Source organism: Gynuella sunshinyii YC6258 (assembly GCF_000940805.1).
Taxonomy (GTDB): domain Bacteria; phylum Pseudomonadota; class Gammaproteobacteria; order Pseudomonadales; family Natronospirillaceae; genus Gynuella; species Gynuella sunshinyii.
Genome location: NZ_CP007142.1, coordinates 2,997,904 through 3,023,310, shown reverse-complemented (window position 1 = coordinate 3,023,310; position 25,407 = coordinate 2,997,904). Strand labels below are relative to the sequence as shown.

At 47.3% G+C, this 25,407-nt stretch carries 19 protein-coding genes and 1 tRNA gene; 12 read left to right on the top strand and 8 right to left on the bottom strand.

What is annotated here, in order from left to right; all coding sequences use genetic code 11:
* The first annotated feature begins 11 nt into the window (after positions 1 to 11).
* The 12 genes from YC6258_RS13360 (at position 12) to YC6258_RS13305 (ending at position 12,344) form a co-directional block, all read left to right on the top strand.
* The gene (locus YC6258_RS13360; protein WP_044617422.1) at positions 12 to 1,271 is read left to right on the top strand and encodes an NAD(P)/FAD-dependent oxidoreductase; all 1,260 of its coding nucleotides are present in this window, start codon (positions 12 to 14) and stop codon (positions 1,269 to 1,271) included.
* On the top strand, positions 1,262 to 2,071 hold the full coding sequence (locus YC6258_RS13355) for a DUF1365 domain-containing protein (protein ID WP_144407642.1): 810 nt from the start codon (positions 1,262 to 1,264) through the stop codon (positions 2,069 to 2,071). Before YC6258_RS13360 ends, YC6258_RS13355 begins: the two co-directional genes overlap by 10 nt.
* Before the next feature lie 91 nt (positions 2,072 to 2,162).
* Positions 2,163 to 3,329, top strand: a complete 1,167-nt coding sequence (locus tag YC6258_RS13350) for an SAM-dependent methyltransferase (RefSeq protein WP_044617421.1) — start codon at positions 2,163 to 2,165, stop codon at positions 3,327 to 3,329.
* Positions 3,322 to 3,849 carry a chalcone isomerase family protein gene (locus YC6258_RS13345; protein WP_052830270.1) on the top strand — a complete coding sequence of 176 codons (528 nt, stop codon included), beginning with the start codon at positions 3,322 to 3,324 and terminating at the stop codon, positions 3,847 to 3,849. The genes YC6258_RS13350 and YC6258_RS13345 overlap by 8 nt, the downstream gene beginning before the upstream one ends.
* A 209-nt stretch (positions 3,850 to 4,058) precedes the next feature.
* Positions 4,059 to 4,589: a DUF3833 domain-containing protein gene (locus tag YC6258_RS13340; RefSeq protein WP_044617419.1), complete on the top strand. Its 531-nt coding sequence runs from the start codon at positions 4,059 to 4,061 to the stop codon at positions 4,587 to 4,589.
* Positions 4,589 to 5,347 carry an SDR family NAD(P)-dependent oxidoreductase gene (locus YC6258_RS13335; protein ID WP_044617418.1) on the top strand — a complete coding sequence of 253 codons (759 nt, stop codon included), beginning with the start codon at positions 4,589 to 4,591 and terminating at the stop codon, positions 5,345 to 5,347. Before YC6258_RS13340 ends, YC6258_RS13335 begins: the two co-directional genes overlap by 1 nt.
* A gap of 96 nt (positions 5,348 to 5,443) precedes the next feature.
* Positions 5,444 to 6,037 carry a GDP-mannose pyrophosphatase NudK gene (nudK, locus tag YC6258_RS13330; RefSeq protein WP_044617417.1) on the top strand — a complete coding sequence of 198 codons (594 nt, stop codon included), beginning with the start codon at positions 5,444 to 5,446 and terminating at the stop codon, positions 6,035 to 6,037.
* A 28-nt stretch (positions 6,038 to 6,065) separates the two neighbouring features.
* Entirely contained in the window at positions 6,066 to 6,545 is a 480-nt protein-coding gene (locus tag YC6258_RS13325) for a protein-tyrosine phosphatase family protein (RefSeq protein ID WP_245627080.1), read from the top strand.
* Between the two features lie 27 nt (positions 6,546 to 6,572).
* Positions 6,573 to 7,784, top strand: a complete 1,212-nt coding sequence (gene chrA / locus YC6258_RS13320) for a chromate efflux transporter (RefSeq protein ID WP_044617415.1) — start codon at positions 6,573 to 6,575, stop codon at positions 7,782 to 7,784.
* A 206-nt stretch (positions 7,785 to 7,990) separates the two neighbouring features.
* On the top strand, positions 7,991 to 9,694 hold the full coding sequence (locus tag YC6258_RS13315) for a hypothetical protein (protein WP_044617414.1): 1,704 nt from the start codon (positions 7,991 to 7,993) through the stop codon (positions 9,692 to 9,694).
* Positions 9,695 to 9,833: 139 nt separating this feature from the next.
* A complete protein-coding gene (locus YC6258_RS13310) occupies positions 9,834 to 10,601 on the top strand; it encodes a hypothetical protein (protein WP_044617413.1) in 768 nt (255 codons plus the stop codon).
* 354 nt (positions 10,602 to 10,955) lie between these two features.
* On the top strand, positions 10,956 to 12,344 hold the full coding sequence (locus tag YC6258_RS13305; RefSeq protein WP_044617412.1) for a peptidase associated/transthyretin-like domain-containing protein: 1,389 nt from the start codon (positions 10,956 to 10,958) through the stop codon (positions 12,342 to 12,344).
* A 337-nt stretch (positions 12,345 to 12,681) separates the two neighbouring features.
* On the opposite strand, the gene YC6258_RS13295 is transcribed toward YC6258_RS13305, so the two are convergent.
* From YC6258_RS13295 to gltX, 8 genes are all read right to left on the bottom strand, one after another.
* Positions 12,682 to 13,059 (bottom strand): hypothetical protein, encoded by a 378-nt coding sequence (locus tag YC6258_RS13295; RefSeq protein ID WP_144407641.1) that lies wholly within the window; start codon positions 13,057 to 13,059, stop codon positions 12,682 to 12,684.
* 707 nt (positions 13,060 to 13,766) lie between these two features.
* Positions 13,767 to 14,303, bottom strand: coding sequence for a P-loop nucleotide/nucleoside kinase family protein (locus tag YC6258_RS13290; RefSeq protein WP_044617409.1), 537 nt, complete (start codon positions 14,301 to 14,303; stop codon positions 13,767 to 13,769).
* Positions 14,304 to 14,611: 308 nt separating this feature from the next.
* Positions 14,612 to 16,012 carry a DUF6880 family protein gene (locus YC6258_RS13285; RefSeq protein WP_044617408.1) on the bottom strand — a complete coding sequence of 467 codons (1,401 nt, stop codon included), beginning with the start codon at positions 16,010 to 16,012 and terminating at the stop codon, positions 14,612 to 14,614.
* Between the two features lie 60 nt (positions 16,013 to 16,072).
* Positions 16,073 to 16,237 carry a hypothetical protein gene (locus YC6258_RS30280; protein ID WP_169748972.1) on the bottom strand — a complete coding sequence of 55 codons (165 nt, stop codon included), beginning with the start codon at positions 16,235 to 16,237 and terminating at the stop codon, positions 16,073 to 16,075.
* Between the two features lie 25 nt (positions 16,238 to 16,262).
* Positions 16,263 to 18,749, bottom strand: a complete 2,487-nt coding sequence (locus YC6258_RS13280) for an alginate lyase family protein (RefSeq protein WP_044617407.1) — start codon at positions 18,747 to 18,749, stop codon at positions 16,263 to 16,265.
* 460 nt (positions 18,750 to 19,209) lie between these two features.
* Positions 19,210 to 22,065 (bottom strand): non-reducing end alpha-L-arabinofuranosidase family hydrolase, encoded by a 2,856-nt coding sequence (locus YC6258_RS28185; RefSeq protein WP_082070705.1) that lies wholly within the window; start codon positions 22,063 to 22,065, stop codon positions 19,210 to 19,212.
* Between the two features lie 1,591 nt (positions 22,066 to 23,656).
* A tRNA-Ala gene (locus YC6258_RS13265) sits at positions 23,657 to 23,732 on the bottom strand.
* A 119-nt stretch (positions 23,733 to 23,851) separates the two neighbouring features.
* Positions 23,852 to 25,351 carry a glutamate--tRNA ligase gene (gltX, locus tag YC6258_RS13260; RefSeq protein ID WP_044617406.1) on the bottom strand — a complete coding sequence of 500 codons (1,500 nt, stop codon included), beginning with the start codon at positions 25,349 to 25,351 and terminating at the stop codon, positions 23,852 to 23,854.
* Positions 25,352 to 25,407: the final 56 nt, after the last annotated feature.

Here is a 25,407-nt window from a genome sequence, read left to right as displayed (position 1 = left end):
GGACCGAATCCATGAAAATCGCAATTATTGGCACCGGTATTGCCGGCACCGGCATTGCCCATCTGTTGCACCACTACCACGACCTGACCATCTACGAAAAAAGTGATTCTCCCGGAGGACACAGCCGTACCGTGACAGTCGATATCGATGGCGGTCAAATCCCCGTGGACACCGGTTTCATTGTATTCAACAAGCGCAACTATCCTCTGCTCACAGCTCTGTTTAAGCAATTGCAAGTGCCTATCGCCAAAACCAATATGTCATTTGGCGCAGACATTGCCGGAGGCTGGCTGCAGTACGGTACCTATTACAAATTACGCGGATTATTTGCTCAGAAACGCAACCTGTTTCGCCCCACCTATCTCAGAATGCTTGCGGACATCATCCGCTTTAATCGCAACGCTCATCGTTATATCGAACAAGAGACTGAATTGACTCTGGGCGAGCTGCTGACCGAAATGAAACTCGGCAAATGGTTTCAGGACTATTATCTATTGGCAATGGGCGCCGCCATCTGGAGTACTCCCAGTCAAAAGATGCTCGATTTTCCGGCACTGACCTTCCTGCGTTTTTTTGATAATCACGGTCTGCTGACCGTTGCCGATCACCCTCAGTGGTACACCGTTATTGGTGGCAGTCGCGAATATGTCCACCGAATTACCGAACCCTTTAAAGATCAGATACGGCTTAACTGTGCGGTACAAGCGGTTGAGCGACAGGAAGGTTTTGTCACGGTTACAGATCAGTCCGGGCACCGCGAACATTACGACGAAGTGGTGTTTGCCTGTCACAGCGACCAGGTGCTGAAAATGCTTAAAAACCCGACATCAGCAGAACAGGACATCATTGGAGCCATTAAATATCAGGCTAACGAAATGATCTTACATACTGATACGCGATTCATGCCAGCCCGCCAGCAGGCTTGGTCAAGCTGGGTCTATCAGTCTTCCGACCGGGGTAATCAAAACAACCAGGTATCATTGAGTTACTGGATGAACAACCTGCAACCATTGCAGACCGAAACACCCGTGATCGTCACCCTGAATCCGGCCGGCCTTCCTGATCCGGTAAAAGTGCTCGACCGGCATACTTTTGAGCACCCGGTTTTTAACAGCCAGGCGGTTGCCGCTCAAGCGCGTATGGATGAAATACAGGGCCAGGACAGAATCTGGTACTGCGGAGCGTGGCAACGCTACGGCTTTCATGAAGACGGGCTTTGGAGTGCGGTCAATGTGGCCGGCAAAATGGGGATCAAACCAAGATGGATATGATGACACCGCAACTGCTGGAGGCGACCGTCGGTCACAGAAGGTTGTTTCCAACTGAAAACCAGTTTGAGTACCGAATTTACTACCTCGTGCTACCGGTTTCGAAACTGGCCGGTCAGACAAATATAAACGGGCTTGCCATTGATTGCTTTGCGCCCTTGAGCTTTTATCACCGCGACCATGGCAGACATCAAGACAGGGAAAACCTGGAAGATTGGGCCAACGACATATTGCGGGCCTATGAGCTGGATCGGTTCATCACCGACATCACCCTCATCACTCTGCCCAGAGTCATGGGCTATACTTTCAATCCGGTCAGTTTCTGGATTTGTCAGGATTCAAATGGGCAAATTCGCGCCGTTTTGAACGAAGTGAACAATACCTTTGGTGAAAGTCATACCTACCTGTGTGCTCATGAGGATAACCGGCCGATCAAAGGCAGCGACTGGATCAGTGCCGAAAAGCTATTCCACGTTTCGCCATTCCTGCAGCGATCCGGCGAATATTGTTTTCAATTCAATATCTCAGACCATCAACTGAGCATCCGTATCAACTATCGCGATGCTGATGGTAAAAATCAATTATTAACATCGCTGGCCGGCAACCTGATGCCGATGAATCGGAGCAATTTGCACCGCATGTTCTGGCGTTATCCATTGATTACCGCCAAAGCGATTACACTGATTCACTGGCAGGCCATCAAACTGGCCCTGAAAAAAATCGGATTCTTTTCCCGCCCGGAACAACTTCCGGAGACATTGTCGTCCAGTAAAAACCTGCACCGGAAACCCATCGATTCCTGACAAATTTGTCATGTTCTGGTAAGCCCGGTTTAACCAGCGGTGCCATAGACTGCTCAACTATAACTACAGGAACACATATCAGGATACATATATGTTTCATCGCGCAATTGCTGACAAACTGTTTGCTGTTCTCGACCTCACTGAATATGGACAACTCATACTGACACTGCCGGATGGTAGCAAGCGTACATTCGGCGGTCACCACCGGGGCCAGCTCGCCAGAGCGACAATACATGACTGGCGAACGGTCACCGCATTCGCATCAAAAGGTGATACCGGACTCGCTGAAGCTTATCGTGATGGCTGGTGGTACACCGATGATCTATGTGCTTTTTTATTGTTCGCGTTGGAAAATGAGACTGTCATCAAACCGATGCTTCATGGCAGCCAGCTGAAAAACCGTTTGGCGTCACTGTTTTATCTTTTGCGTCAGAATACTCTGCGCGGTAGTCGCAAAAATATTCAGGCACATTATGACCTTGGTAACGATTTTTATCGGTTGTGGCTGGACCGCACCATGACATATTCCTCTGCACTTTATCTCTCTGATGACGAGTCACTAGAGCAGGCGCAGCTAAACAAATATGACCGGCTGATCGATCGCCTGGATCATCGCTCCGGGAAGCTTCTGGAAGTTGGTTGCGGATGGGGCGGATTTGCTGAACGGGCGGTCAGTCGAAGTGACTGTGACTTTGAGGTAAAAGGCATTACGTTGTCACAGCAACAGCATGAGTATGCCAGTCAAAAACTACAGCAGCAGGCCAGTATCGTGCTGGAGGATTACCGTCACCAACAGGGCCGGTATCAGAATATCGTGTCCATAGAGATGTTTGAGGCGGTAGGGGAAAAGTTCTGGCCGCTGTATTTTAAAAAACTGAAAACGCTACTCGCTGCCGATGGCAAAGCCATGATTCAAACCATCACCATTGCGGATCACCTGTTTGATCGTTATCGCCGTGGCGGCGATATGATTCGTGATTATATTTTTCCGGGCGGAATGCTGCCCTGCCCTGCCCGTTTCAAACAGGAAGCGGAAAAGGCTAATTTGCAGGTCTGTGAACAATTTGCCTTCGGAAAAGACTACGCCACCACCGTCAAACAATGGCTCGACGCCTTTGAATGTAATCTCGAAGCCATTCGTGCACTCGGTTATGACGAAGGCTTTATTCGTCTGTGGCGCTTTTATCTGGCCGCCTGTTTCGCTGGTTTCAAAGTGGGCCGTATCGACGTCATGCATATGGATGTACGTCATGCATAAAGTGGTTGCCATCGTCGCACTGTTGCTGATCAGGCAGATCGGTTTTGCCAGTCCACTATTGCAACAGTACGTGCCGGATGCGCGATTGAGCGGTGAAACTACCCGTTATCGCTATCTGTTTTTCGACCTTTACGATGCGTCACTCTATGCCCCCAATGGTCAATGGAGCATGGGTCAACCATTTGCCCTGTCGCTTACCTACCTGCGTCATATCAAAGGTGAAAAAATTGCTGAACAGGCGGTTGCCCAGATACGGAATCTCGGTTTCGACGATGAGGTCAGGCTGGCAAGCTGGTATTCCCAGTTACGTAAAATTATTCCGGATGTCGGCCGCAACAAAACCCTGACCGGAGTATATCTGCCGGGTGATAAAACGGTGTTTCTACGGGATGAAAAGCCTATCGGAATTATCAGAGATGCCGACTTCGGCCGGTGGTTTTTCAGCATATGGCTTTCCGATAAGTCACCCGAACCGCAACCGTTTCGGGTACTGACCGGCACTCAGATATCGTATCAGTAGCAATACTTATTCCGGCTATTAGTCATGTCAGATTAATTGTGATGAAAAGGCGGTACCGGCTTTGGTCGAGAGACCAACGCCCACCTTACAAACAAGAAGTGTCAGTTAACTCTGCGGAGTTTTAAGGGAAACATTCAAATAAGTTAAGGAGGCCTTGTTTGGATACAGGATTACACCCCTGATCCCTACAATTGAACAGGAGATCAATTATGTTACGTCTACTAACCATTGCAGGAGTCTTGATCATGCTATCCAGCTGCAGCAATAAGCTGAGTTATTACGAAAACACAGAACCCAAACTTGCATTTGATGAATACTTCAGTGGGAACTTGAACGGCTGGGGGCTGGTACAGAACTGGAAAGGTCAGGTGGTAAGACGGTTCGATATTAAAATGACCGGTTCATGGCAGGGTGACAAAGGCGAACTGCATGAACAATTCCACTACTACGATGGTGAAGATCAACAGCGGGTATGGCGGATACAGAAACTGGATGACGGCAGCTTTGAAGGTCGTGCGGACGATATTCTCGGGCCGGCCGTTGGAGCCTCTAACGGCAATGCCATCAACTGGCACTATGTCATTGACCTGCCTGTCGGAGGCAAAGTATATCGGGTTAAATTTGACGACTGGATGTGGCTAATGAATGATGGAGTTCTGATTAATCGTTCGTATATTAAAAAATTTGGTATTACGGTAGCGGAACTCACCATATTCATTCAAAGAGCGAAACCCGAATAATGACATTCAACCAACAAACTATCTGGATTATCGGTGCCAGCAGCGGCATTGGCGCGGCTTTGGCCGACAAACTGGCGAGGTCCGGGGCCACCCTGATACTCTCGGCCCGCCGGGCTGAACGCCTGGAACAATTGAGACAATCGCTGCCTGGTGATCACCATGTAGTGCAGATGGACATCAGCCGGATTGAGGATGTCCACCAGGCCACCAAGACAGTACTGGAAATTACAGACAAGCTCGACCGTGTCGTCGTCATGGCCGGCACATACGCCCCTTCAACCATCGACAAAATGACCGATGACAATCTGAACATGATCATGGCGGTGAACTTTCTGGGCCCGGTGCGGGTCGCTCAATGCGTCATGCCGATATTTCGGCAACAAGGCCATGGACAACTGGTATTGTGTGCCAGCGTCGCCGGCTATATCGGGCTTCCCTATGCGCAACCTTACAGCGCCAGTAAAGCCGCACTCATCAACTTTACCGAAAGCCTGTATGCAGAAGCGCCGCCCACCACCGATATCAAACTGATCTGCCCGGGCTTCGTCAGAACACCCATGACGGATAAAAACCGTTTTAAAATGCCAATGATCATCGAACCGGAGCAAGCAGCTGAAGCCATTGTCAAAGGCTTGAACAGTCAGCACTTCGAAATTCACTTCCCCAAAAAATTCACGCTGTTACTCAAAGTACTGCAAAGCCTGCCATACCGGATAAAACTGTCCCTCAGTCGGAAGTACCGTCCCAAGGGGACATAACTCGATTCAAAAGGTCATAGGCCAGGCTTCACAAAGATCCCTCCAGCATGATAAAACCTACCATTGACGTTGGGTTTTCCCTGCTGGAGCGTGTAAGTGACCGACCGTATCAGAAACATCCAAAAACAATGTTTGTCCGATAACTGGTATACCCTGAACAAATTTACCTTTGAATACCGCAAGCCCGACGGAGACTGGGAAACCCAGCAGAGGGAAGCTTATGACCGGGGTAATGGCGCGGCCATTTTGCTCTACAACCGGCAAAAGCATACCGTGATTCTGACTCGTCAATTCCGGCTGCCAACATTTGTAAATGGTAATCACGATGGCATGTTGATAGAGGCCTGTGCCGGACTGCTGGATAACGATAATCCCAGTGACTGCATCAAAAAAGAAGCAGAAGAAGAAACCGGTTATCGCATTACCAATCCACGGAAAATCTTTGAAGCCTACATGTCTCCTGGGTCAGTGACTGAAATTCTGCATTTTTTCGTAGCCGAATACAGTGACACGGAAAAGGTCAGTGATGGCGGTGGTCTGGTACACGAGCAGGAGCATATTGAAGTACTGGAGTTACCCTTTAAGCAGGCCTGCGCCATGATGGCAAACGGGGACATCAAAGACGCCAAAACGATTATGTTGTTGCAATATGCCCAGCTGCAGCAATTGATGGATACTGAGTTGCCTTAACTAATCTGGAGCGCAGACATTGAACCACGTGTTTTGGTTAAGAGATGGAAAACTGGCCGGCCGATGCGGCCCCAATAAACATCCCTGGCAGGTCGAGACCTTCAAAGCCCAAAACTTTTCGGCCATCTTGAGCGTCAATGATGGCGAAGGGGTGCATGAAACTCTGATCAGGCACTGTCGTCTCAACTATGCACACATCCCGATGTCGGACAATGCACCGCCAAGGCCCGGCGATAAACAGTACTGCCTGTCGCAGCTTCCTCTCGCCATATCATTTATCACCGACAACCTGGGCGATGGCCCGGTATTGATTCATTGCCGTTCCGGTAAAGACCGCACGGCATTGGTCATGGCAGCAACATTGATGACAATGGAGCAAATCAGCGCCCGGACGGCCATGAACCACATCATCAAGGTAAGGCCCATTGCCTTTACCGCAGATGGCTGGGCTGATTTTGCCCAAGACGTTTTAACCGAATTTGAAAAACAGCAATTTACCAACTTATAAGCCTACGTAAACTGACAACAGGTAATCATGACTCAATTTCAACCCACAGCCCAAAATCGACGCGGAAATGCCCTTGAAGTATTGATGATATTTTTCAAACTGGGTTTAACTTCGTTTGGTGGTCCAATTGCCCATCTGGGGTATTTTCATAAAGAACTGGTAACACGCCGACGCTGGGTCAGCGACAGCCAGTTCAGCCAGCTACTGACAATCTGTCAGTTCCTGCCAGGACCGGCCAGCAGTCAGCTGGGGTTCACACTAGGACTGATGCACGCCGGCTGGCTGGGTGCTTTGGCGGCCTTTGTAGCATTTACCCTGCCCTCAGCGTTAATACTGACCGGCTTTGCGGCATTTTTGCCGTACTTATCTGACAGTGCGGGTGCCGCAGTGGTACACGCTCTTAAATTGGTTGCGGTGGTTATTATCACCGATGCAGTCTTGACGATGTTGAAAAATCTGTGTCCCGATACCAGTCGTAAGTCCATCGCTATCTTCTCAGCATGTCTGCTGTTACTGACGAGTGCAGCCTGGGTGCAGTGGCTGGTATTGGTGATCGGAGCGCTGGCCGGTGTTAATTTCTGCCGTGGAACGACAACGCTGGCAGACAATACCATTGCTGTTGGTTATAGCAAACTAACCGGATTTTTGCTGTTTTCGGCATTTTTGATACTACTGATCGGGCTCCCGATAATTGCCAGCCATGACTCTGGCATACTGACAATTATTAATCTGTTTTATCAGGCTGGTGCGTTGGTATTTGGAGGCGGTCATGTAGTACTGCCACTACTGCAGGATGCTGTTGTTTCCGGTGGCTGGATGGATAACGAGACCTTTCTGGCCGGTTATGGTGCTGCCCAGGCAGTTCCGGGACCGATGTTCACGTTCTCCGCCTATCTTGGAGCATTTATGCCGACCAGTTATCACAGTACGGTCACTGCCGGATTCGCCCTGCTGGCTATTTTCCTGCCCGGCTTGCTGCTGGTAGCTGCGGCGCTGCCCACCTGGCAACTGTTTTCCCGCAATGCTTTGGCAGCCAGTGCTATTGCCGGTATCAATGCGTCTGTAGTCGGACTACTGGGCGCCGCACTCTACGACCCGGTCTTTGTGACCAGCGTGACCAGTGCGCAGGATTTCGCCATCTGCATCATTGCCTTTGGGCTATTACGGATCTGGCATTTATCGCCCCTGGCCGCTATCGGCTGGTGTGTACTGGCCAGCCTGTTACCCACCGCCCTGTAAACCGAAAATGTGTTTCCGGCAGAGTATCGAATAAGCCGCTCTGCCTGTTCCTACACCTGACATTCATCTGCGTTCTATTCAAGCCGCTCATTTCATCCCACTTCGCGACCAGCTCTTAAGGCTCATGTTTTTAAGCCGAACTCCTGTATTTCATGGCTCTATCCATTAACATAGCCAGGATTATGTTTGAACATACTGGAGAGTACATGGTTCGCTTGCTGTTTTTATCAATCCTGTTTATCTGGCTGGCCGGCTGCAGTGGCACTACGATTCAACCCACCACAATTGACCCACAGACAATACTGGGAAAAGAACAGGGACTGGTCGTACTTGAGGTGGTAAATAACACCCACCGTTTATCAGAAAAACATAACGGCTGGACAGAAGTCCTCGCAATCAGAGTCGATACCCTCGAAACCGCCCAAAACAACGCCCGTCAGGCTGCTGAGGAGGCTGGCGAAACTTATGATCCGGAACAGGTGAAATGGAATCCGGATGTGTACTCTCTGACACCGGCCAAAGAAGGCACTCAGAACAGCCAGTTGTTTGTCGGCAGCCTGCCTCCCGGTGATTACATGATCTCCAGACTCTTCAGTTTCTTTGGCAACTCCGAGGTCTCCATGTGGATCTCCATGCCGGTCCTGCAAGCCAGTGGTCAGTTCCATGTCAGCAATGGTACCGTCAGCAATCTCGGAACGCTGGTCTTTCAGCCGCTGTCCAATATCGAAAAAACTGCATTCTGGGAATGGCGCTCATCAGACAAGGGCTTCGTCACCCGCTTACCTGAACAGACGGATCTCCAAAACTTCGTCTTTACCAAGTACCCGGAATACCAGTCCACTTTTCAGCCTGACAATAACGCCTGGAGTCCGGATGCACTGGATAACCTGCGTAACCAACTGGCTTCACTGGTCAGGCAAAATGCTTATGCGAATCAGGCCGTCAGGCTGAATCAGTCAGGCCAGCGCGCGTTACTAGGGAGACTGGGGCAACTCAGAATGATTGACCAGAATAACCATTGGAGCAGTTTCAGCCTGCCCACTAATGACCAGTTGACCGCGATACTGGAAACCGATCAGGGACTGATCGTTGGCAGTGAACGCGGCCAATTGTTCAGTCTGATGCCGGATCACAGTTGGCTCGGCACGCATCCCATCCCCGCTACAGAAGCGATCGTCTGGTTAGGTGCTTCTAAGGATACTTACTTTGCGCTGACCCGATCTGATCAAAATTACAATGTATATCAGTTTACCGATGCCCAGGAAGCGTGGGAGCAGATAAATCATTTCGTTGCACCTGCATCCACTGACATGGAAGAAAACGTTTCGGCATTTATTGGGAGCGACGATTCCCTCCACATCATCAGCCACAACAAACACTATCGCTATGATCAATCACAAAACAGCTGGGACTCACAATCCAGTCCGGCAATCCTGAATATTCATAAACTGAAAGACGGTACCTTAACCGGTCACAAACGGGGTCTCATGGCTTTACAAGCCAACCAGTTCATCAGTACGGATGATGGTGCCAGTTGGCAGAACATTAGTCGCAGCACTATGGGACAAGGCAATGGTGCAGCAAGAATCAGCCCGGTTGCCATGTTGGAAGACGGTCTACTCGCCACTCCCGGAAAACCCTATGGCGCCCGTATGGATAGCACGCAGCTGTTTATACTGACAGCTGCAAAGGCAGACGTACAAAAACGCAGCAACTGGCAATCCCACTACCCGATCAACTCCCAATGCCAGACGTTAATACCACAACTTACTAACGCCAATACGCTGTATTTTTTATGCAGCGATGGAAGCATCGTCAGTACTCCGGACCTGGGCAAAAGCTGGCAGACTGACGTTAATATTAATTTAGACAACATGCTTAACACATATAAAGGACTGCTCAACAGATAAAGGTTCTCACAGGTATTATGAGAATCTTAAACGCTGGTACAGATTGTACGCTCGGTTAAAGCCCGGCTATTAACCTGGTAAATAAATAGATCGCCCTGATCTTTTTAATTGCCAGGTGAACAGTAACATAAGGACATTTATGAAAATCTTATTACGAAGTATCTCTATCAGCGGTTTGGTACTATTTAGTACGTTGTTTTTGCTGACGTTTGGGATGCCAAAAGCCATTGAGAACTCAGCCAAAAATTTCGTGCAATTGCAGATTGAAAAAGAAGTCAACGAAAAATTTCTGGCACTTTCAACGTCCTCTGTGGGCAGCAAGACCCAGCTTCTTATCAACGCTCTGGGGCTGGAGCAACAACAGATCCAACAACAACTGAAAGAACGACTGCCGGAAAAAATCGCGGCGTTTATGGCCGCCACTTGCGGCTATGACTGCGAAAAGAAAAAACAGATCGCCAGAGAAATCACCCAACACTATCTTGATCGCATTACCAGCTTACAGACTGCCCAAACCCACCTGGGCGATATTATCCGTGGTACTTACCTGACAATAGTAAACAACCTGAAGACAGATTTAAGGATCTTCCTGGGTGCCAACATCGGCGTATTCATCACCCTGTTATTGGTCTCTCTGTTCAAACCACGCACGATGGGTCACCTGCTTTTACCCGCTGGGCTGCTCCTGCTCTCAACGGTCATTGCATCCATGATTTATATGTTTGGCCAGAACTGGTTCTACACCATTCTATACAATGACTATATGGGGTTTGGTTACCTTGGTTATATTGGTGTTATTTTCGCTTTCCTGATCGACATCACAGTCAACCGGGCCAGGGTAACAACGGAAATCTTAAATGGAATACTACAGGCCATCGGTTCATCGTTGGTAATGGTGCCTTGTTAAATGGCTGCGTTGAGAAAGTTGACAGCACATGTATTAACCTGACAAGCATTTATACCGGGGTTAATAGCCAACCAGCCCTATAAGAAGATACAACAATGTGGTAGCGAAGAGCTGGTCAATGGGTCTCTAAACCCAGTTAAATCGGCATAAACACCACCATATCATTCATTTCACTTCCAAATTCCATAGTAATACAGAACGCGAAACCCAGTCTAAAAAATGGGTACTACTTCTCATATTTTTTTTGCTATTCTCAACATCGGTTGAAGCGCTCTTTTGTCTCGAAGTCTTTAAAGCCACTTCTGTTGTAACCACTCGTTACGTTTCAAATATTCAGCCTTTTAAGGAAAAACCATGAGATATTTCTCCTGCATAACAGCACTGCTGACAGTGTCCTGCTACCTCATACTGCAATCAGCTTATTCTGACGCCGCTCCACCACTGATTCCTGACTTCTCTTCCGGCAAGCTGCTAAAGAACAATCCCATGAATATCGAATCTCACATGGCGATAGACAGAATAAGGAAAGACACTGATCAGGAACTTAAAAACAACCCTGCCCAGCTACTTAACCAGATCAGCCAATCCGCTGAGTCAACTGACCCCCTGATGTATACGATTAATTTAGGCTACCAGTATAGTGACGTTCTGACCGCAGATGCACCCGAACACTGGTATTTGTTTAGTTCAGCAGAAGCAGGGAAAGTAACTGTGTTTGCTTCCAATATTCCTGAAGCGGTCACATACAAGGTCTATCTCTTCAGCAAACCATTTGGCGCATCAGCTTCTGAGTACATATCAGAAGGCGCATCAACAACCATAAGAGCGGCTCACCAGCAGATCAGTGCAATCAGCTCCGACAAACGCGACTACATTATGGTTGTGACGGCTGACAACGCGGTGTCCAATGAAAGCTTCAGCATTGGCACTGTCTTTTCCACACAGTATGACGCCAATGAACCAAACGATAGCTTCTCTCAGGCTACCGGCGTTGAGGCCATGAGCGACATTACCGCCACACTGGATAATGACTACGACATTGATATCTTCAAATTTACCCAGCCAACACAAAAGAACGTGGTGATTTCAATCACAGGTGGAGACTACAATGCCGTCCTGTTTAATGAGAATGGCCAGAACCTGTATGACAAACCATTTGAAAGTGGCCAGTCTTATGCCCAGACTCTCCCAGCAGGCAACTACTATTGGGAAGTATATTCACCCAGTAACAATGTGATTGCTAGCGAACCTTATACATTAAGTACCACCGAATATCTGGCTCAACTCTCACTTCAAATGGAAACCGATCAATATGGCGGCCATTGGTTAGATTATGGCGACGGGCAATATTTTGCGATCTATCAGAGCGCCTATGTAAAAGGGCGGGCAATCAATAAAGATGGAAAACCACTGGCGGGTGCAAAGCTGCAGTTTACTTTATCAAATGGCATTACCAACCTGCCGGATCAGGTTTCCTATACCACCACCGACGAGAATGGATATTATCGGGTAAAAGCTATTTCACCCGCAGGATATGGTAGAAAGCATTTTTATGGTCCAGTGATGACTTACTACTATGATCTTTTTAGTTTACAGGTAGCTGTCCTATATGGTTCAGGTCAATATAAGGTACCCAGCCTGTTAGTGCAGGAAGTTCGAAACTCGAAGGTATCAGCAGAGTACACAACAACTCGTAGCGGTTTTACTTACTACGATATCTATATCATGAAATACCATGGCTGACACGGCACAACTACTCTTTTGCTTCAGTCATGGAGCCATTGGAGCTAGATCACACAGGTTTTAAATCCTAATCCAATGGCACCAGCTGAAATTATCATAGCCAGTGTATGTATTGTCATTCACTGGCTTAATATGTACCTGCCAGCCAATACAAAGCTACTGAGAAAAATAACGATACGCCAGTTTCAGACCCGCAATGAATACATCCCTGCAAGTTCAATATCCAGCATTTTAATTACATATGTCCTGAAACAGGATGCGCTCGTTTTAAACGCCGCGCCCGTAAGTTCCAGTGTTTGGGGAAAAAATGACGTGTATTATCATGAACACTTGGTAATCATGGCAATTTTTCATTTCTTCCGAGAAAAAAAAGACAAACCAGCGCCATATTAAACGTGATCATTCCAGATACGCGTAACCATTTTCTGGTACTCTGCTTTGTCCTCGACATCCAGATTGTCAGGATTACAAAAATATAATTCAGGTAACCCTTCACTTTTAAGAACACGTTCAAACGGTTCATATCTGTCAGGATGTTCACGAACTTTGGTTTCACGCCGGCATTTACCAAATGGGGCAGCACATCCACCTTGGGAAAATATAACGCGATCAGTGGAATTAACCGCTTCTTCAAAAGAGCCGTATTTCTTATCGGACAGGTTAGCTGCTGCACCTGGTGGACACCAGCAAAAACAATAATGCCTGGGGCACTCATCCAGAGGAGGCCTGGAATGTATTTTCCACTTTTTCATAGGATTGTTTTGGTTAACATCTAAATAACAGGTGAAACAGGATTCAATGAGTTTGAGTCCGGTGCATTTTGAACAGTGATTGAGCACTTACACGCAAGTTATGCGATTGAGTTTCATACACATGCTAATTATCTAATCCGAAACAGAAGTTCAGAGGCCATAAAAGCATCATTCAATATAGCGTTCTACCGTACTCTTCTTTCATTACAGTTTTAATTGACAGGCAGTTGACTGAGCAACCATCGCAGCTCTGTCACTTATATGCCCATTCACAGGCTGTGTTGTGCCTGCGATCATGCCAATTCTATGGCACCTCTGAACAATTCATTCAGTCGATGACATTATTCAGAGGTCCGCTCGCTCTCTCTCATAGCATGATTTGCCATGTTTTATGATTTTTATTCCTTAATGCCTGCCAACCCGGCTTATTTTATGTCTCATGGCAACATATTTCCGGATGCGTTTTTATAATAATGCACTTGTTTGAGCCAGGGCAACCCTGGTCACCACGATTACCTAAAAACTATAATTTTTTACGTGGATATATGAGTATCGCTGAAGGTGCAAAGATTATCCGGCGAAGATTTAAACTCTGAAGCCTTTTTTATAATGATTCGGATGCAATACCGCCGAAGTGCAATAGTCAAGATGAGCCGTTTTTTGACATTCACTACGATACACTGCCAGTGTGTTGAGAACACCAGTCAGTTAAGGTCTGCCATAATTCGTTATAACTGTCATCAATGGATTTATGTGCTGTATCTATTGTTATTACGCCACTCTTCCATGGATGATATTCTCGCGCTGTTACCTGAGTCCAACTTGGTAAAACCAAACCTTTCACATCAGAAATCCGCTGCTCAACCCGTGTTCTGTGCTCAACAGGGTCTGAACATACTACTTCGATATCGACACATTCGGTATCACTCTCTATCGCAACCTCATGCCATTCCTGCCTGGTGAGTTCAATCGGATTGCAGGAGTCAGCGATCACATTGAGCCGCAACTGCAGATTATCGGCCGCAATACGATACGCCAACCGGTATCCCTCACCTTCAACATTATAATGACAGAGGTCTCTGACCCCCTGTTCAATCGTATCAATTCTTAGATAGACAGCTCCCGTTTCGGCGGCCAGCCGTTGTGCAAGAGTTGATTTGCCCGATCCAGGCAAGCCGGAAAAGATGTAGAGAATAGGTCGTTTCATTAGAATCACTCAGGTTTAATCATGCTTTTGATATACGTCTGCCATCAGAAAATAATCTGACCGCTCATATTGTCAGGCGAACGATCACGCTACAGCAACATTCGAAACAGCACACATGAGCCCGACATCCAAGAATACTTTGAGTTCCATCTTTTCTATCTCAAAAAAACAGGAAATCATACGCACGAAAATATGTATTGAAACATTTTCAAAGCGGACAAATATGAATAAGTATTTTCATCATTTATATCGCTTCTCAATATGGTACCTTCAACACCCACCATATAGCACGAGACAACGATGACTGTTTATATGGGTTTATTTGGATGTCCTGCCAGCTCCCAGAAAGAACGTTTACGCCAATGTGTTTCCTGTAATCGACGGATATAAACTTGTGCATCATCCAGGTTTCTGTAATCGGATATCTGTTTATCCAGCACCAGCAGTTTTCGAAAATAGTCCGCTGCGTGATGATAAGCTTTACTGACACCACGCTGCAGAATATCGTTGAGCAGACAACGATAACAGACGATACAGGCCAGAGGATGAGAGTTTTCATCAAGTTTTTTCAACCAGCTTAAATGCAAACCATAATAACTATCTGTCAAATCCTGCTTGTTTTTTAATAACAGTTTTTCTGCCAGATCATGGTGTCCAACGATAAAAGCCATACTAACTGCATCACCTGGAGAGCGGCTGGATTCTGCCCATTTAGGCATTTGTTGATAAAGTGCTTTTTGTTCAGCTTTATTGGCTACCGCCCAATAATCCGCCAGTGTCTGTGCATTGGGTTTTTTTTGAAAATCTTCAGCCAGATATTTTTTGAGTGTTTTGGTGTCTCCCTGCAATTCCAGCAGAGAGTTTCGAAGTTCCTTGAATCGGGAGGAGTCCTCCTTCCAGATCGGTTTGCTTAACCAGTACCACGCCCGATCAAAATCACCGATTGCCAAAGCAAACTCGACCACCTGTTGCAGTTGAAGTGTATTAGGTTGCGGACTGAATAACAGACAGGATTTTTCGAACAACTCCATATTACTTAATGCTTCAGCGACAGAACGCATGCCGATACTGGCGTGAGCAGCTTCGAAGTTGTAGCCTTTTTGCCGATTTGTTTTCAATGCTTTTTTGAGGTCAGTTTCAAAACGCCAGGCAAGTTGGGTGAGTTCATCTGCCGTTAACAGATCACTGCTGTCACGGATAATATCATCCAATACGCCATAGTCATTATCGTTAAAAAAGGACAGCAGCTTTTCCGTCCAATTTTCTGCATCAGACAGGCTACTGCGGACCTCACAGGCAATCTTCAGCCACTGCGACACAGCCTCTCTGAAGACGTCCCCCACTTCACCATCTGAATCGTCAACTGACTCCAGTGCGGTTGAATGAAGCCGTAGAAACTGTTCGGTTGCCTGTAACGCCTGCTGCGGATCCTGAGGACGTAGTAAATTATCAATGTCTGCCAACAGACTCCGCAGGCGTGTTGCATAGCCTCTGCTGCTATGGTAATCAAAGAAAGCTGGATCTTCTCGAAACTGAGTCAATTGATATTGGATAGCTGAAATCAATGAATCCCTGTCATGACCGTCTGCCGCTGCGGCTAGGTGTCGCTCAATAATTTCGTCTATATCACCATATATTCCATAGAGCTGATCCACGAGAACCACCAGCTTTGTTTTATTCAGCTTTTTCAGCTCGGCTTCAATACTCAAAATTGTACCTGCCCGTTAATACTTTTAGATTCAAAAATGGTAAGCAGATTACACGTGCCGTCAATGATTTTTCTGAGTAAAGATTTCTCTGTCTTTGAGTTTTGCGGAGTTTGCAAAGCTCACAAGATTAATAATTTGAGGTTCATCGCGATGCATCCATTCATCGCGGTGAGTTAACAGCCAGCTTTGAATGATCAAACGAGTACTATTCGCTCGATCACTCATGATTAACCTCCACCAACCACAGAAGTCACTGCTGTACCTCAGTGAACAAGCCAAATTCGCCAAGGCCGACGAAGTCAGTGTCGCCATTGTTCGCAGAGATATTAAGCCGGTAGTACTGGTACGGGGCCGGACTGGCGATAGTGTATGTCTTAATTTCGAAACGCTCGGTAAACGATTGATTACTTTGTGTGTCGAGAGTAGTCCAGGTGGAACCATTATTGGATCCCTGAAGTTGCCAGTCCTTTGGATCACGTGTGACTTTGTCCGAAGCACTGATGAGACTGTAATACTTCACGACCTCCTGGTGTCCAAAGTCATACTCCAACCAGCCGGTTACGCCCGAGTAAAACCATTCGGTCGCTGAATTGTGGTCGAACACAGCGCCGGCATTACTCTGATCATTCGCACTGTCATTGGCGACACCCCCCGTTGCAATATTGACCAGCTGGCGCGCCGGTGTGGCACTGTCCTCGGGAGAACGATCACTCGTGCCAGCAGAGTTGGTCGCAGTAACGGTGTAGTAGTAGGTTGTGCCATTTGTCACAGAAGTGTCCGTATAGCTACTGCCCTTGATATTCGATGCAATCGTTGAATAGGGGCCGCCTTGGGAGGTCGCGCGATTGACGGTGTAACTGACAGCCCCAAATGATGACTGCCAACGTAAGGGCACCACACCGTCACCCGGAGAGGCTATCAGTGCAGCGGGGGCTGCGGGACTAACGGTGAGCGCGGCCCCATCACCACCGGTTATCTGAACATTGCTAAAAGCAGAATGATTCAACATGCCATTGGCCACCGAGGAAACCACTAAACCGACGTAAATTGTGTCGGGCACGGGGCCATCAATGCGACCAACATCTGTGGCGGCCCAGTTTGTACCATCAGGCGAAACATAACCGGTAATGATATTTCCCATGCGCTCAAGCTTCACCCGGTATGAGGCATTGAAATCGGGAATATCCAACGCTTTGTTGCCATAGTTAGCACCACCATACACAGCCAGGTTCGGCATATTTTGTTCAACCTGACCTCGGTTAGAGACGGCCATCCAGGCGCGTGGAGCGCCCTGCTCCAGACTGGTACGCATCATCACTCCTGCCTTGGCAGAAAGACTGGTGTTCTCGACTGACTCCACTTTCGCAATGATGGCACTGTTGCCACTGATCGCTTTATAGACAAAGTGACAACTGTCATTTGTTGACCAGATCTCATCGCCGCCTCCTTCTACCATCCATACACCTAACCCACTCTCATAGTTGGCTTTGCCGGCAGGGACAGCCCCTCCGATATCAATACTATTAAATCCCGTTGTGATCGAGGTGGTCGATGGGATAGGGAGTTCAGGTCCTGGGGTGGCCGTCGAGGAGTCGGTTTCTTTGAGAAACATAAAACTGGTACTGTCGACCGGCATCCAGCGACGCCTTTGAGCAATGAAGGGAGCCTGCAAACCTTTGCGAAGAACATAGGCGTCATAAATCTGGTTTAACGGGATATTACCGCCACCACCACCGCGCCAGCCTCTGTTGGTATTATCGGCAATGTAGTATGCATCAGTCGTTCCGAAAGGAAGAGCCGTCGTGGAGACAAGTTCATTTACTCTGGCGAAATATTCACCCGCCGACAGCAGGCGATTGTCAAAGTCGGCATAGATGTCGATACCCTGACTCCAAAGCGCTTCGGCCAGCATGACCAAAGCCCGCAGCTGGCCGTGGGCATGCCCCTGATCACGCAGGTAATCCCCGAGCATACCAATGTCGTTGGAATTACGCAGTCCGATATGAGCCAGTGTCCGGGTCTGATAGACAACGCTGTCCAACACTTCCACATCGTCATTGAAAATCGCCATCAGTCCAAGCGAAACGAGCGCCAGTGCGCCTTTATTGGCGGCCCCGAACTGATGTTCGCCATAGGGGTTTGATGCAGGCATCAGGACTTCTTTGAAATATCTCTTAATGGTTGCAGTGTCAGTCTCCGTCCAGTCGGACCATGTACCACGCAAGATTTCAGCACCGCCCACCAACATATATGCATAATCGCCCAAATCAAGCATGGACTCACGGCCCGAGAACTCGGTCTGAGTGGTGGCCCAGGCAAGTAAAATATCGCGTGCCTTAATTGCATAGTCATCATTCTGGGTGAAATACCACATCCGTGCGAGATTCCAGATTGCAACCACATCATTACGCCAGGGCCAGAGATTCTCATTGGGGCTGCGGCTGACTTTCTCAAACGGCCCTCCCATAACGTAGGTTAATTGAGCCTTACCATCCTTTGCTAATAGACCAAAAGCTGACTTCCATGGCTCCCTGCCTTCATCAACATATGCCTTGACTGTCTCAAGATCGTTGAGAGTAAGTGGAGCCCCAGGATGCGTAAGTACTCTGGTAGTAGAGATGGGAACTTCGGAAACGTTTTGTTCGTCTGCGGTTGACACCAATTTACCGTCACAACCGATAAGCAAGACTGAACCGAATAACAGAAATGCAACTACGATACTTGTCCGATCAAACATGTCCGTTTTCTCATCCGAAAAAAGAGACGATAGGAACCATAACCGCAACAGTCAAGATCATCTCAACCTGTAAACCAGGACAAAAAAACTTATCGTGATTACAAAAACAAAAATTCCAGAATGCAGAAACCACACCCACCAATTTTCCTTAATTCTGCCTGGCTGAGGAACGGACTTTTTTCCTAATAGCACCAAGATGAGTAAATATTTTCCCGGTATTCAGATAGATCATTCTGTTCATTCTGAATGCTATATGCCTAAAGGGATCCCTGGTTTCAAGAAAAAGAAAGAGTGCTGTTATCAGACGCGCCCTGATCTGTATGAATTTATAGAATCAGTGTTTCCGCAACATATCATATAGTAAGAAAAAAGCCGTTAATCCGGATCCGGTTAACGGCTTTTAATTTTTTTGGATAGTGTCGTTATCCCGAACATGGCTTAACGACACAATTGAGATGACTTATTTGGCTTTGATCAGACCAAGTTTATAAGGCAGTTTATTGTAATCTGACACACCGGATTGTGGATCCACACCCTGATACAAATACTCCATGTTACAGGCATTGATGGTCATTTTCTGGTTATAACCAGAGCGGATCATCTCGCCATGGCTGATGTCATCAGACCATTTTTGGCCACTGAATGTTACGTTAGCGGCACCAGCGAATGGATTTGATTGAGTATCAGCCAATGGAGTCCATGGTCCATCCAGACTGGTCGACGTCCAGGAACGGAAGTAACGAGGACCATAGGCTTCCACCAACAGGAGGTATTTATTAGTACCATCAACTTTATAAACATTGGATGCTTCAAACAGCTTACCGACAGAAGGATCGGACATCACAATCTCATAGCTTGAGAAATTCGGGAAGTTACCAATAGACACCTTTGAACGATAAAGATTGCCGTCATCTCCTGAGAAGAACAGATAGCAGTAGTTATCATCACAAATAACCCAGTAATCGATACCGTTGCTCGGTCCACCGCTCAGTAATGATTTTGGAGCACTCCAGCCAGATGGATTGCTGATATCGCTGTTCGTGGAATATTTCGCTCCCCACTGATAAATCAGATACCACTTATTATGAGGTTCGAAGTAAAACACCTGCGGTGCCACAGTGCTTCCAGCTTGAGTGGCTGACATATCAACCTGTTGCGCAGAGTCAGCTTTAGACCAATCATCAAAGCTTGTGTAAACCCCACCCCAAGCATTCTTCGCTGTGTCATAGACCGTTGCAAATACATGATACTGATTGCTGTACTTGACGATTGTCGGATCTTTGATAGACACCCAGTTTGAGTTATGAGGCGTAATCAAAGGGTCAGTAGAAGTCCAGCTGAACGATGATGGCAAATCACACGTCTGATCATTATTAGAATTGCCATTATCGTCACTACCACCATTGTTCTTCGGATTATCTTTCAGGTACTGCAACAACCAGGTCATCGCCGGACGCTGAGTACCGTCTTCACGGATCAATCCGCTACCTTCTACCCAGGTTTTGCCATATACATAACCCCACAAGGTCATACCTTTCACCGATGGGTGGTTGTACATCATCGGGAACTGTGACTGCATGATTTGCAACTGTTCCTGATCATTGGTTTTGGCCACGTCGTACTCGGATATGTAGATCGGCAAACCAAGTGCTACAATTTTGTTCAGGTTGGTTTCCAGTTTATCCGTAGCCCAGCTCTCAAAACCGTGAGCCTGCAGACCAATGGCATCGACAACGCCAGCCTCAACGGCAGGTTTGGCCATAGAAATAAAAGCGTCAGTATTCCAGGTCAATACATTGTAGTCATTCAGTATAAGCGTCGCATTGGGGCAATATTGCCGTGCCAGCTGGAAGGATTTAATGATCCAGTCATCACCAAATGCACTTTTGGCATAGCCTGCTGGGGCATGACCCGGCGTGGCTTCATTCACGACATCAATCATGTCGACATCTGGATAGCGAGTACAGAAATCACGAATCCACTCTTCAATTTCTGCGGCCTGTTCTGATGGGCTCAAAGAATCGATCCAACTAGGATACTGACTGCCCCAGACAAACGTATGCTGCTTGAACAGAATATTGTTCTGCTTGGCATAGTTATAAGCAGCATCCAAACCGCCCCAATTATAGCTGTCACGGGTTCCTTCAACAGACCCCCATTTGCCTTCATTTTCCGGCGTGATTTGATCCCAGTACTGTGCGAAGTCTGATCTTACACTACCGGATGTGGTGATATTACCGACAAAAAACCGATGGCTTGAGTCACTGCCACTGTTGCCACCATTGTTGTCATCAGCCACTTCACCACCAATAGAGAAATCATCAGCATAGAAACTGATAGTTGTATCTGGTGATTCAATAATGAAATGCTCAAAATCTGTACCAGTCTGGGTATAGTATCCTTTGAGCAGAGTCCACTCGGAGTCGTTTGCCGTCACCATTTCAATATTAGTGTATTCGTTATAAGTACTGCTATCACTGTCGTCAGCACGCTTAGCTGTCAGTGTGATAACCGTATCATAAGAACCTTCAGGCAGTTTTACCCAAACAGCCACTTCATACTCGTTACCCTGAGTCAGTTTACCCACATCAAAGGTCAGTCCATTCCAGGCGGAAGTTCTGTTGGTGATATAAGCACTGGCTGAACCACCGTGTTTGACCGAAGTGGAACGGGAAACTTCTCCCGCTGTGGTGCCCCAATTGGTCAGGTTGTTTTCAACATCACCATTGACGGCAAAATTATTTGCAGGTACCTGATAATCATCTGATGGAGAGCCATTGCCGTTTCCACCGGAGTCACCACCGTTATCGGAACCATTGTCTGAACCGGAATCACCACCGTTATCGGAACCATTGTCTGAACCGGAGTCACCGCCGTTATCGGAACCATTATCTGAACCGGAGTCACCACCGTTATCGGAACCATTGTCTGAACCGGAGTCACCGCCGTTATCGGAACCATTGTCCGAACCGGAGTCACCACCGTTATCGGAACCATTGTCTGAACCGGAGTCACCGCCGTTATTGGAACCATTGTCCGAACCGGAGTCACCGCCGTTATTGGAACCATTGTCCGAACCGGAGTCACCACCGTTATTGGAACCATTGTCCGAACCGGAGTCACCACCGTTATTGTTACCAGGGCTACCGGAACCATCACTGCCGTTATCCGACCCGGATGAATTACTGCCGCCATTATTTGAAGAATCTGTCACCGGATCGCTAGAATCGACAATGTCGACATTACAAGCGCTTAGTGCCATCGAAGCCAATAAAAGTCCTACCAGACGTTTTTTGACGAACTTATTTGAGTTCATAGTTATTCTCAGCTTTGTAGACCAATTTAAATCCAGCACTGGGCTAGAACAAATTTTTACGTAATAACATTATCTTGACAGGTAATTATTAGGAATCACGGAACTAGCACACACAATTGCTAAAACGGAAAAAAGCATTCGATAGCTGTTAATCAAGTTGTAGACTTGTTCTCAACTTTTACGGAATTAAATATAGTTTTACTCAGGATATTTGCCTTGCTAAATTTTTTTGCGGGCAGGACATTAAACAGGAGTATTTACTGTCTATTAAAAAATGACGCATTACGATCTGACATATATGACTCCCTGAACACCACAACCGGAACTGTGACAGAAATTCAGTTATTGATCGCTATTGAGCCTCATTGCCTTGATCGGCGAAAATGCATAGTCCGCCAAAAGAGCATGCATTCTTTAAGCAACGATTTGAATAATAGCGTGATGAAGGGATGCAACCGAGGTTTCGGACCACACCATTAGCCATAACCAAGGCGAACCCCGGTAAACCTGATGAGCGACTTTCTACATAAATGTTATGTTTATCTTTTTAACGCCTGTCACGATCACAATAAGAATATTATATGAGGCACAGAAACTTCGTTCTTGAAGTTTCGTTCTTTGGTATGAATAACCAAACGGTCCATTTACTTAGCTTTTTATTTTTCATAACTTGTCAAAAATCCAGCAACATAACATTTAAAAGTAAGAGGTTTGTCACAATGAAGATAGCATCGGCTTTTCTTGGCGCGTTTTTGACCACAACAATCCTGTTCCTCAGCACATCTGTATCTGCAGCACCCGCACCCTGGTACAAATACCAGAGCAAAGTAAATGGGTACTTATTTTGCAGCCAGACTAATCCCGGCAGCGGTTGGATTTTATTTTCTGGTCCGTACAGTACATATTATGCATGCCGGAACAGCTAAGGCGTTGTTTGCTGGGTACCGAATGCTGTTTGAAGCAGTTTCTATTATTACTGAACAGTGATCACGCTTTCGTAATTGACCTGACTATGGCTCTATCAGGTCAATCATCAGATGGGTGAAATACCGTTCCAGATATCTCTCTGATCCCAAAGCCAAATAACCGGGTCACCTGCAGGCCTTTAACATTGCGCAACTACAGAAAACAAAAAGTCTGAGAGTATGACGTATATGCGGTTTGATTCGTGTCAGCACCCCGAAGTTACTGCTCACATTGGGTTTTAGTGGAGTTAAGCGGGTGGTCCGACATCTCGGGCGAACCGCCTGCGGTTCGATCCCTTCCCCTGCGTCAATCCAGCCGTATAAAACAAAAAACCCGAAGTCATTGCTGACTTCGGGTTTTCTAGAATTTGCTGGAGTTAAGCGGGTGGTCCGACATCTCGGGCGAACCGCCTGCGGTTCGATCCCTTCCCCTGCGTCACTCCAATCGTATAAAACAAAAAACCCGAAGTCATTGCTGACTTCAGGTTTTTTAGAATTTGGTGGAGTTAAGCGGGTGGTCCGACATCTCGGGCGAACCGCGTGCGGTTCGATCCCTTCCTGGAAACTGAGTCAATCTCGTAAACAAAAAACCCGAAGTCACTACTGACTTCGGGTTTTTTAGAATTTGGTGGAGCTATGCGGGATCGAACCGCAGACCTCCTGCGTGCAAAGCAGGCGCTCTCCCAGCTGAGCTATAGCCCCTTTTCAGGTATCTCTTGAGTGCCCTCAAGAGGCTGCGTATATTAGTTACGAGCCTCAGGCATGTCAACTATTTTTCTTAGTAATTTCAATAAGTTGGGCAAAAAGCTCCGCCCGGGACATTAGTCCATGAAAGAATCAATCTGCTGATATTCCTTCTCCAATTTCTTCAACCCCTTTTTGGATGGCAGGCCTGTGACCACCAGCGCGTGACGCAACCGGGCGCGAGTTAGGTCAGGACCAATGATCTCCATCGCATCCAATACAGAGACTGATGCAGTTGATCCCGTAATGGATACGAAGATAGGAGCCATGACATCACGCATTTTCAGATCTAACGCGGCTGCAATATGTTTAACATCGGCCATGATGCTGTCTTTGTTCCAGTGCCGCTCGCTTTCGAGTTTCCACAGTAAAAACTGCAGGGTTTTCTGTAACATTTCCGGTTCCAGCTTGATACTGGCAAAGCTCTCCGGCGTGATGGCTGGCAATCCGGAAAAGAAAAAGGCGACCAGTGGTGCCACATCGGACAGTTTTTCTATCCGCTCCTGAACCAGCGGCATAAACTGCATGAAGTACTCCGGGTTGTAAGCCCATTCACCCAAAACCTTGGCCAGTTGTTCAGGAGTATGGTTTTCACGAATATAACGACCATTCAGCCAGCTCAGTTTTTCCTGATCAAACACCGGTCCACCCAGAGACATTCGGGAAATGTCGAAGTTTTCCACCATGGCGGCAAAGTCGAACTTTTCTTCGCCGTTAGGCATGGACCAACCCATCATGCCCAGGTAGTTCAACAGGGCTTCAGGCAGAATTCCCATCCGACGGTAATAATCAATGCTGGTCGGATTCTTACGCTTACTCAGTTTGCTCTTATCTGCATTACGCAATAAAGGAAAATGGCAAAAGACCGGTGCCTGCCAGCCAAAGTACTGATACAACAATACGTGTTTAGGGGTTGAGGATATCCATTCTTCACCCCGCATCACATGAGTGACTTTCATCAGATGATCGTCAACCACGTTGGCCAGGTGATAAGACGGCATGCCATCGCTCTTGAGCAGAATCTGCATATCGACCTGGGCCCAGTCTATGGCAATGTCGCCACGCAACAGATCGGTGAATTCTGATTGCCCCTCGGTCGGGATTTTCATCCGCACGACATGGCTCTCACCGGCGCTCAAACGCTGCTGCACTTCTTCTGGTGACAAATGCGAGCAAAGACCATCATAGCCAGTAACATTGCTGCCCTCTTCCATCTGTTTTTTGCGCAGTTCATCGAGGCGTTCAGAGGTACAAAAGCAATGGAAGGCGTGACCTTTTTCCACCAGTTCGTCGGCATATTTTTTATAAATATTGCCACGTTCACTTTGCCGGTAGGGACCATACTCCCCTCCTACATCCGGGCCTTCATCCCAACGCAGCCCAAGCCAGTTCAACGACCGCAAAATGGCCTGCTCCGATTCTGGAGTACTGCGTGCCTGATCGGTATCTTCGATACGAAGAATGAACTTGCCGTTATGTTTTTTGGCAAATGCGGCATTGAACAGGGCAATATATGCTGTCCCGACATGGGGATCACCTGTGGGTGACGGGGCGATTCGAACTCGAACGTCAGTCATGAAATGGCTCTCAAACTCTTGGATGATAGAAATGGCCGCCGATTATACGCGCTGTA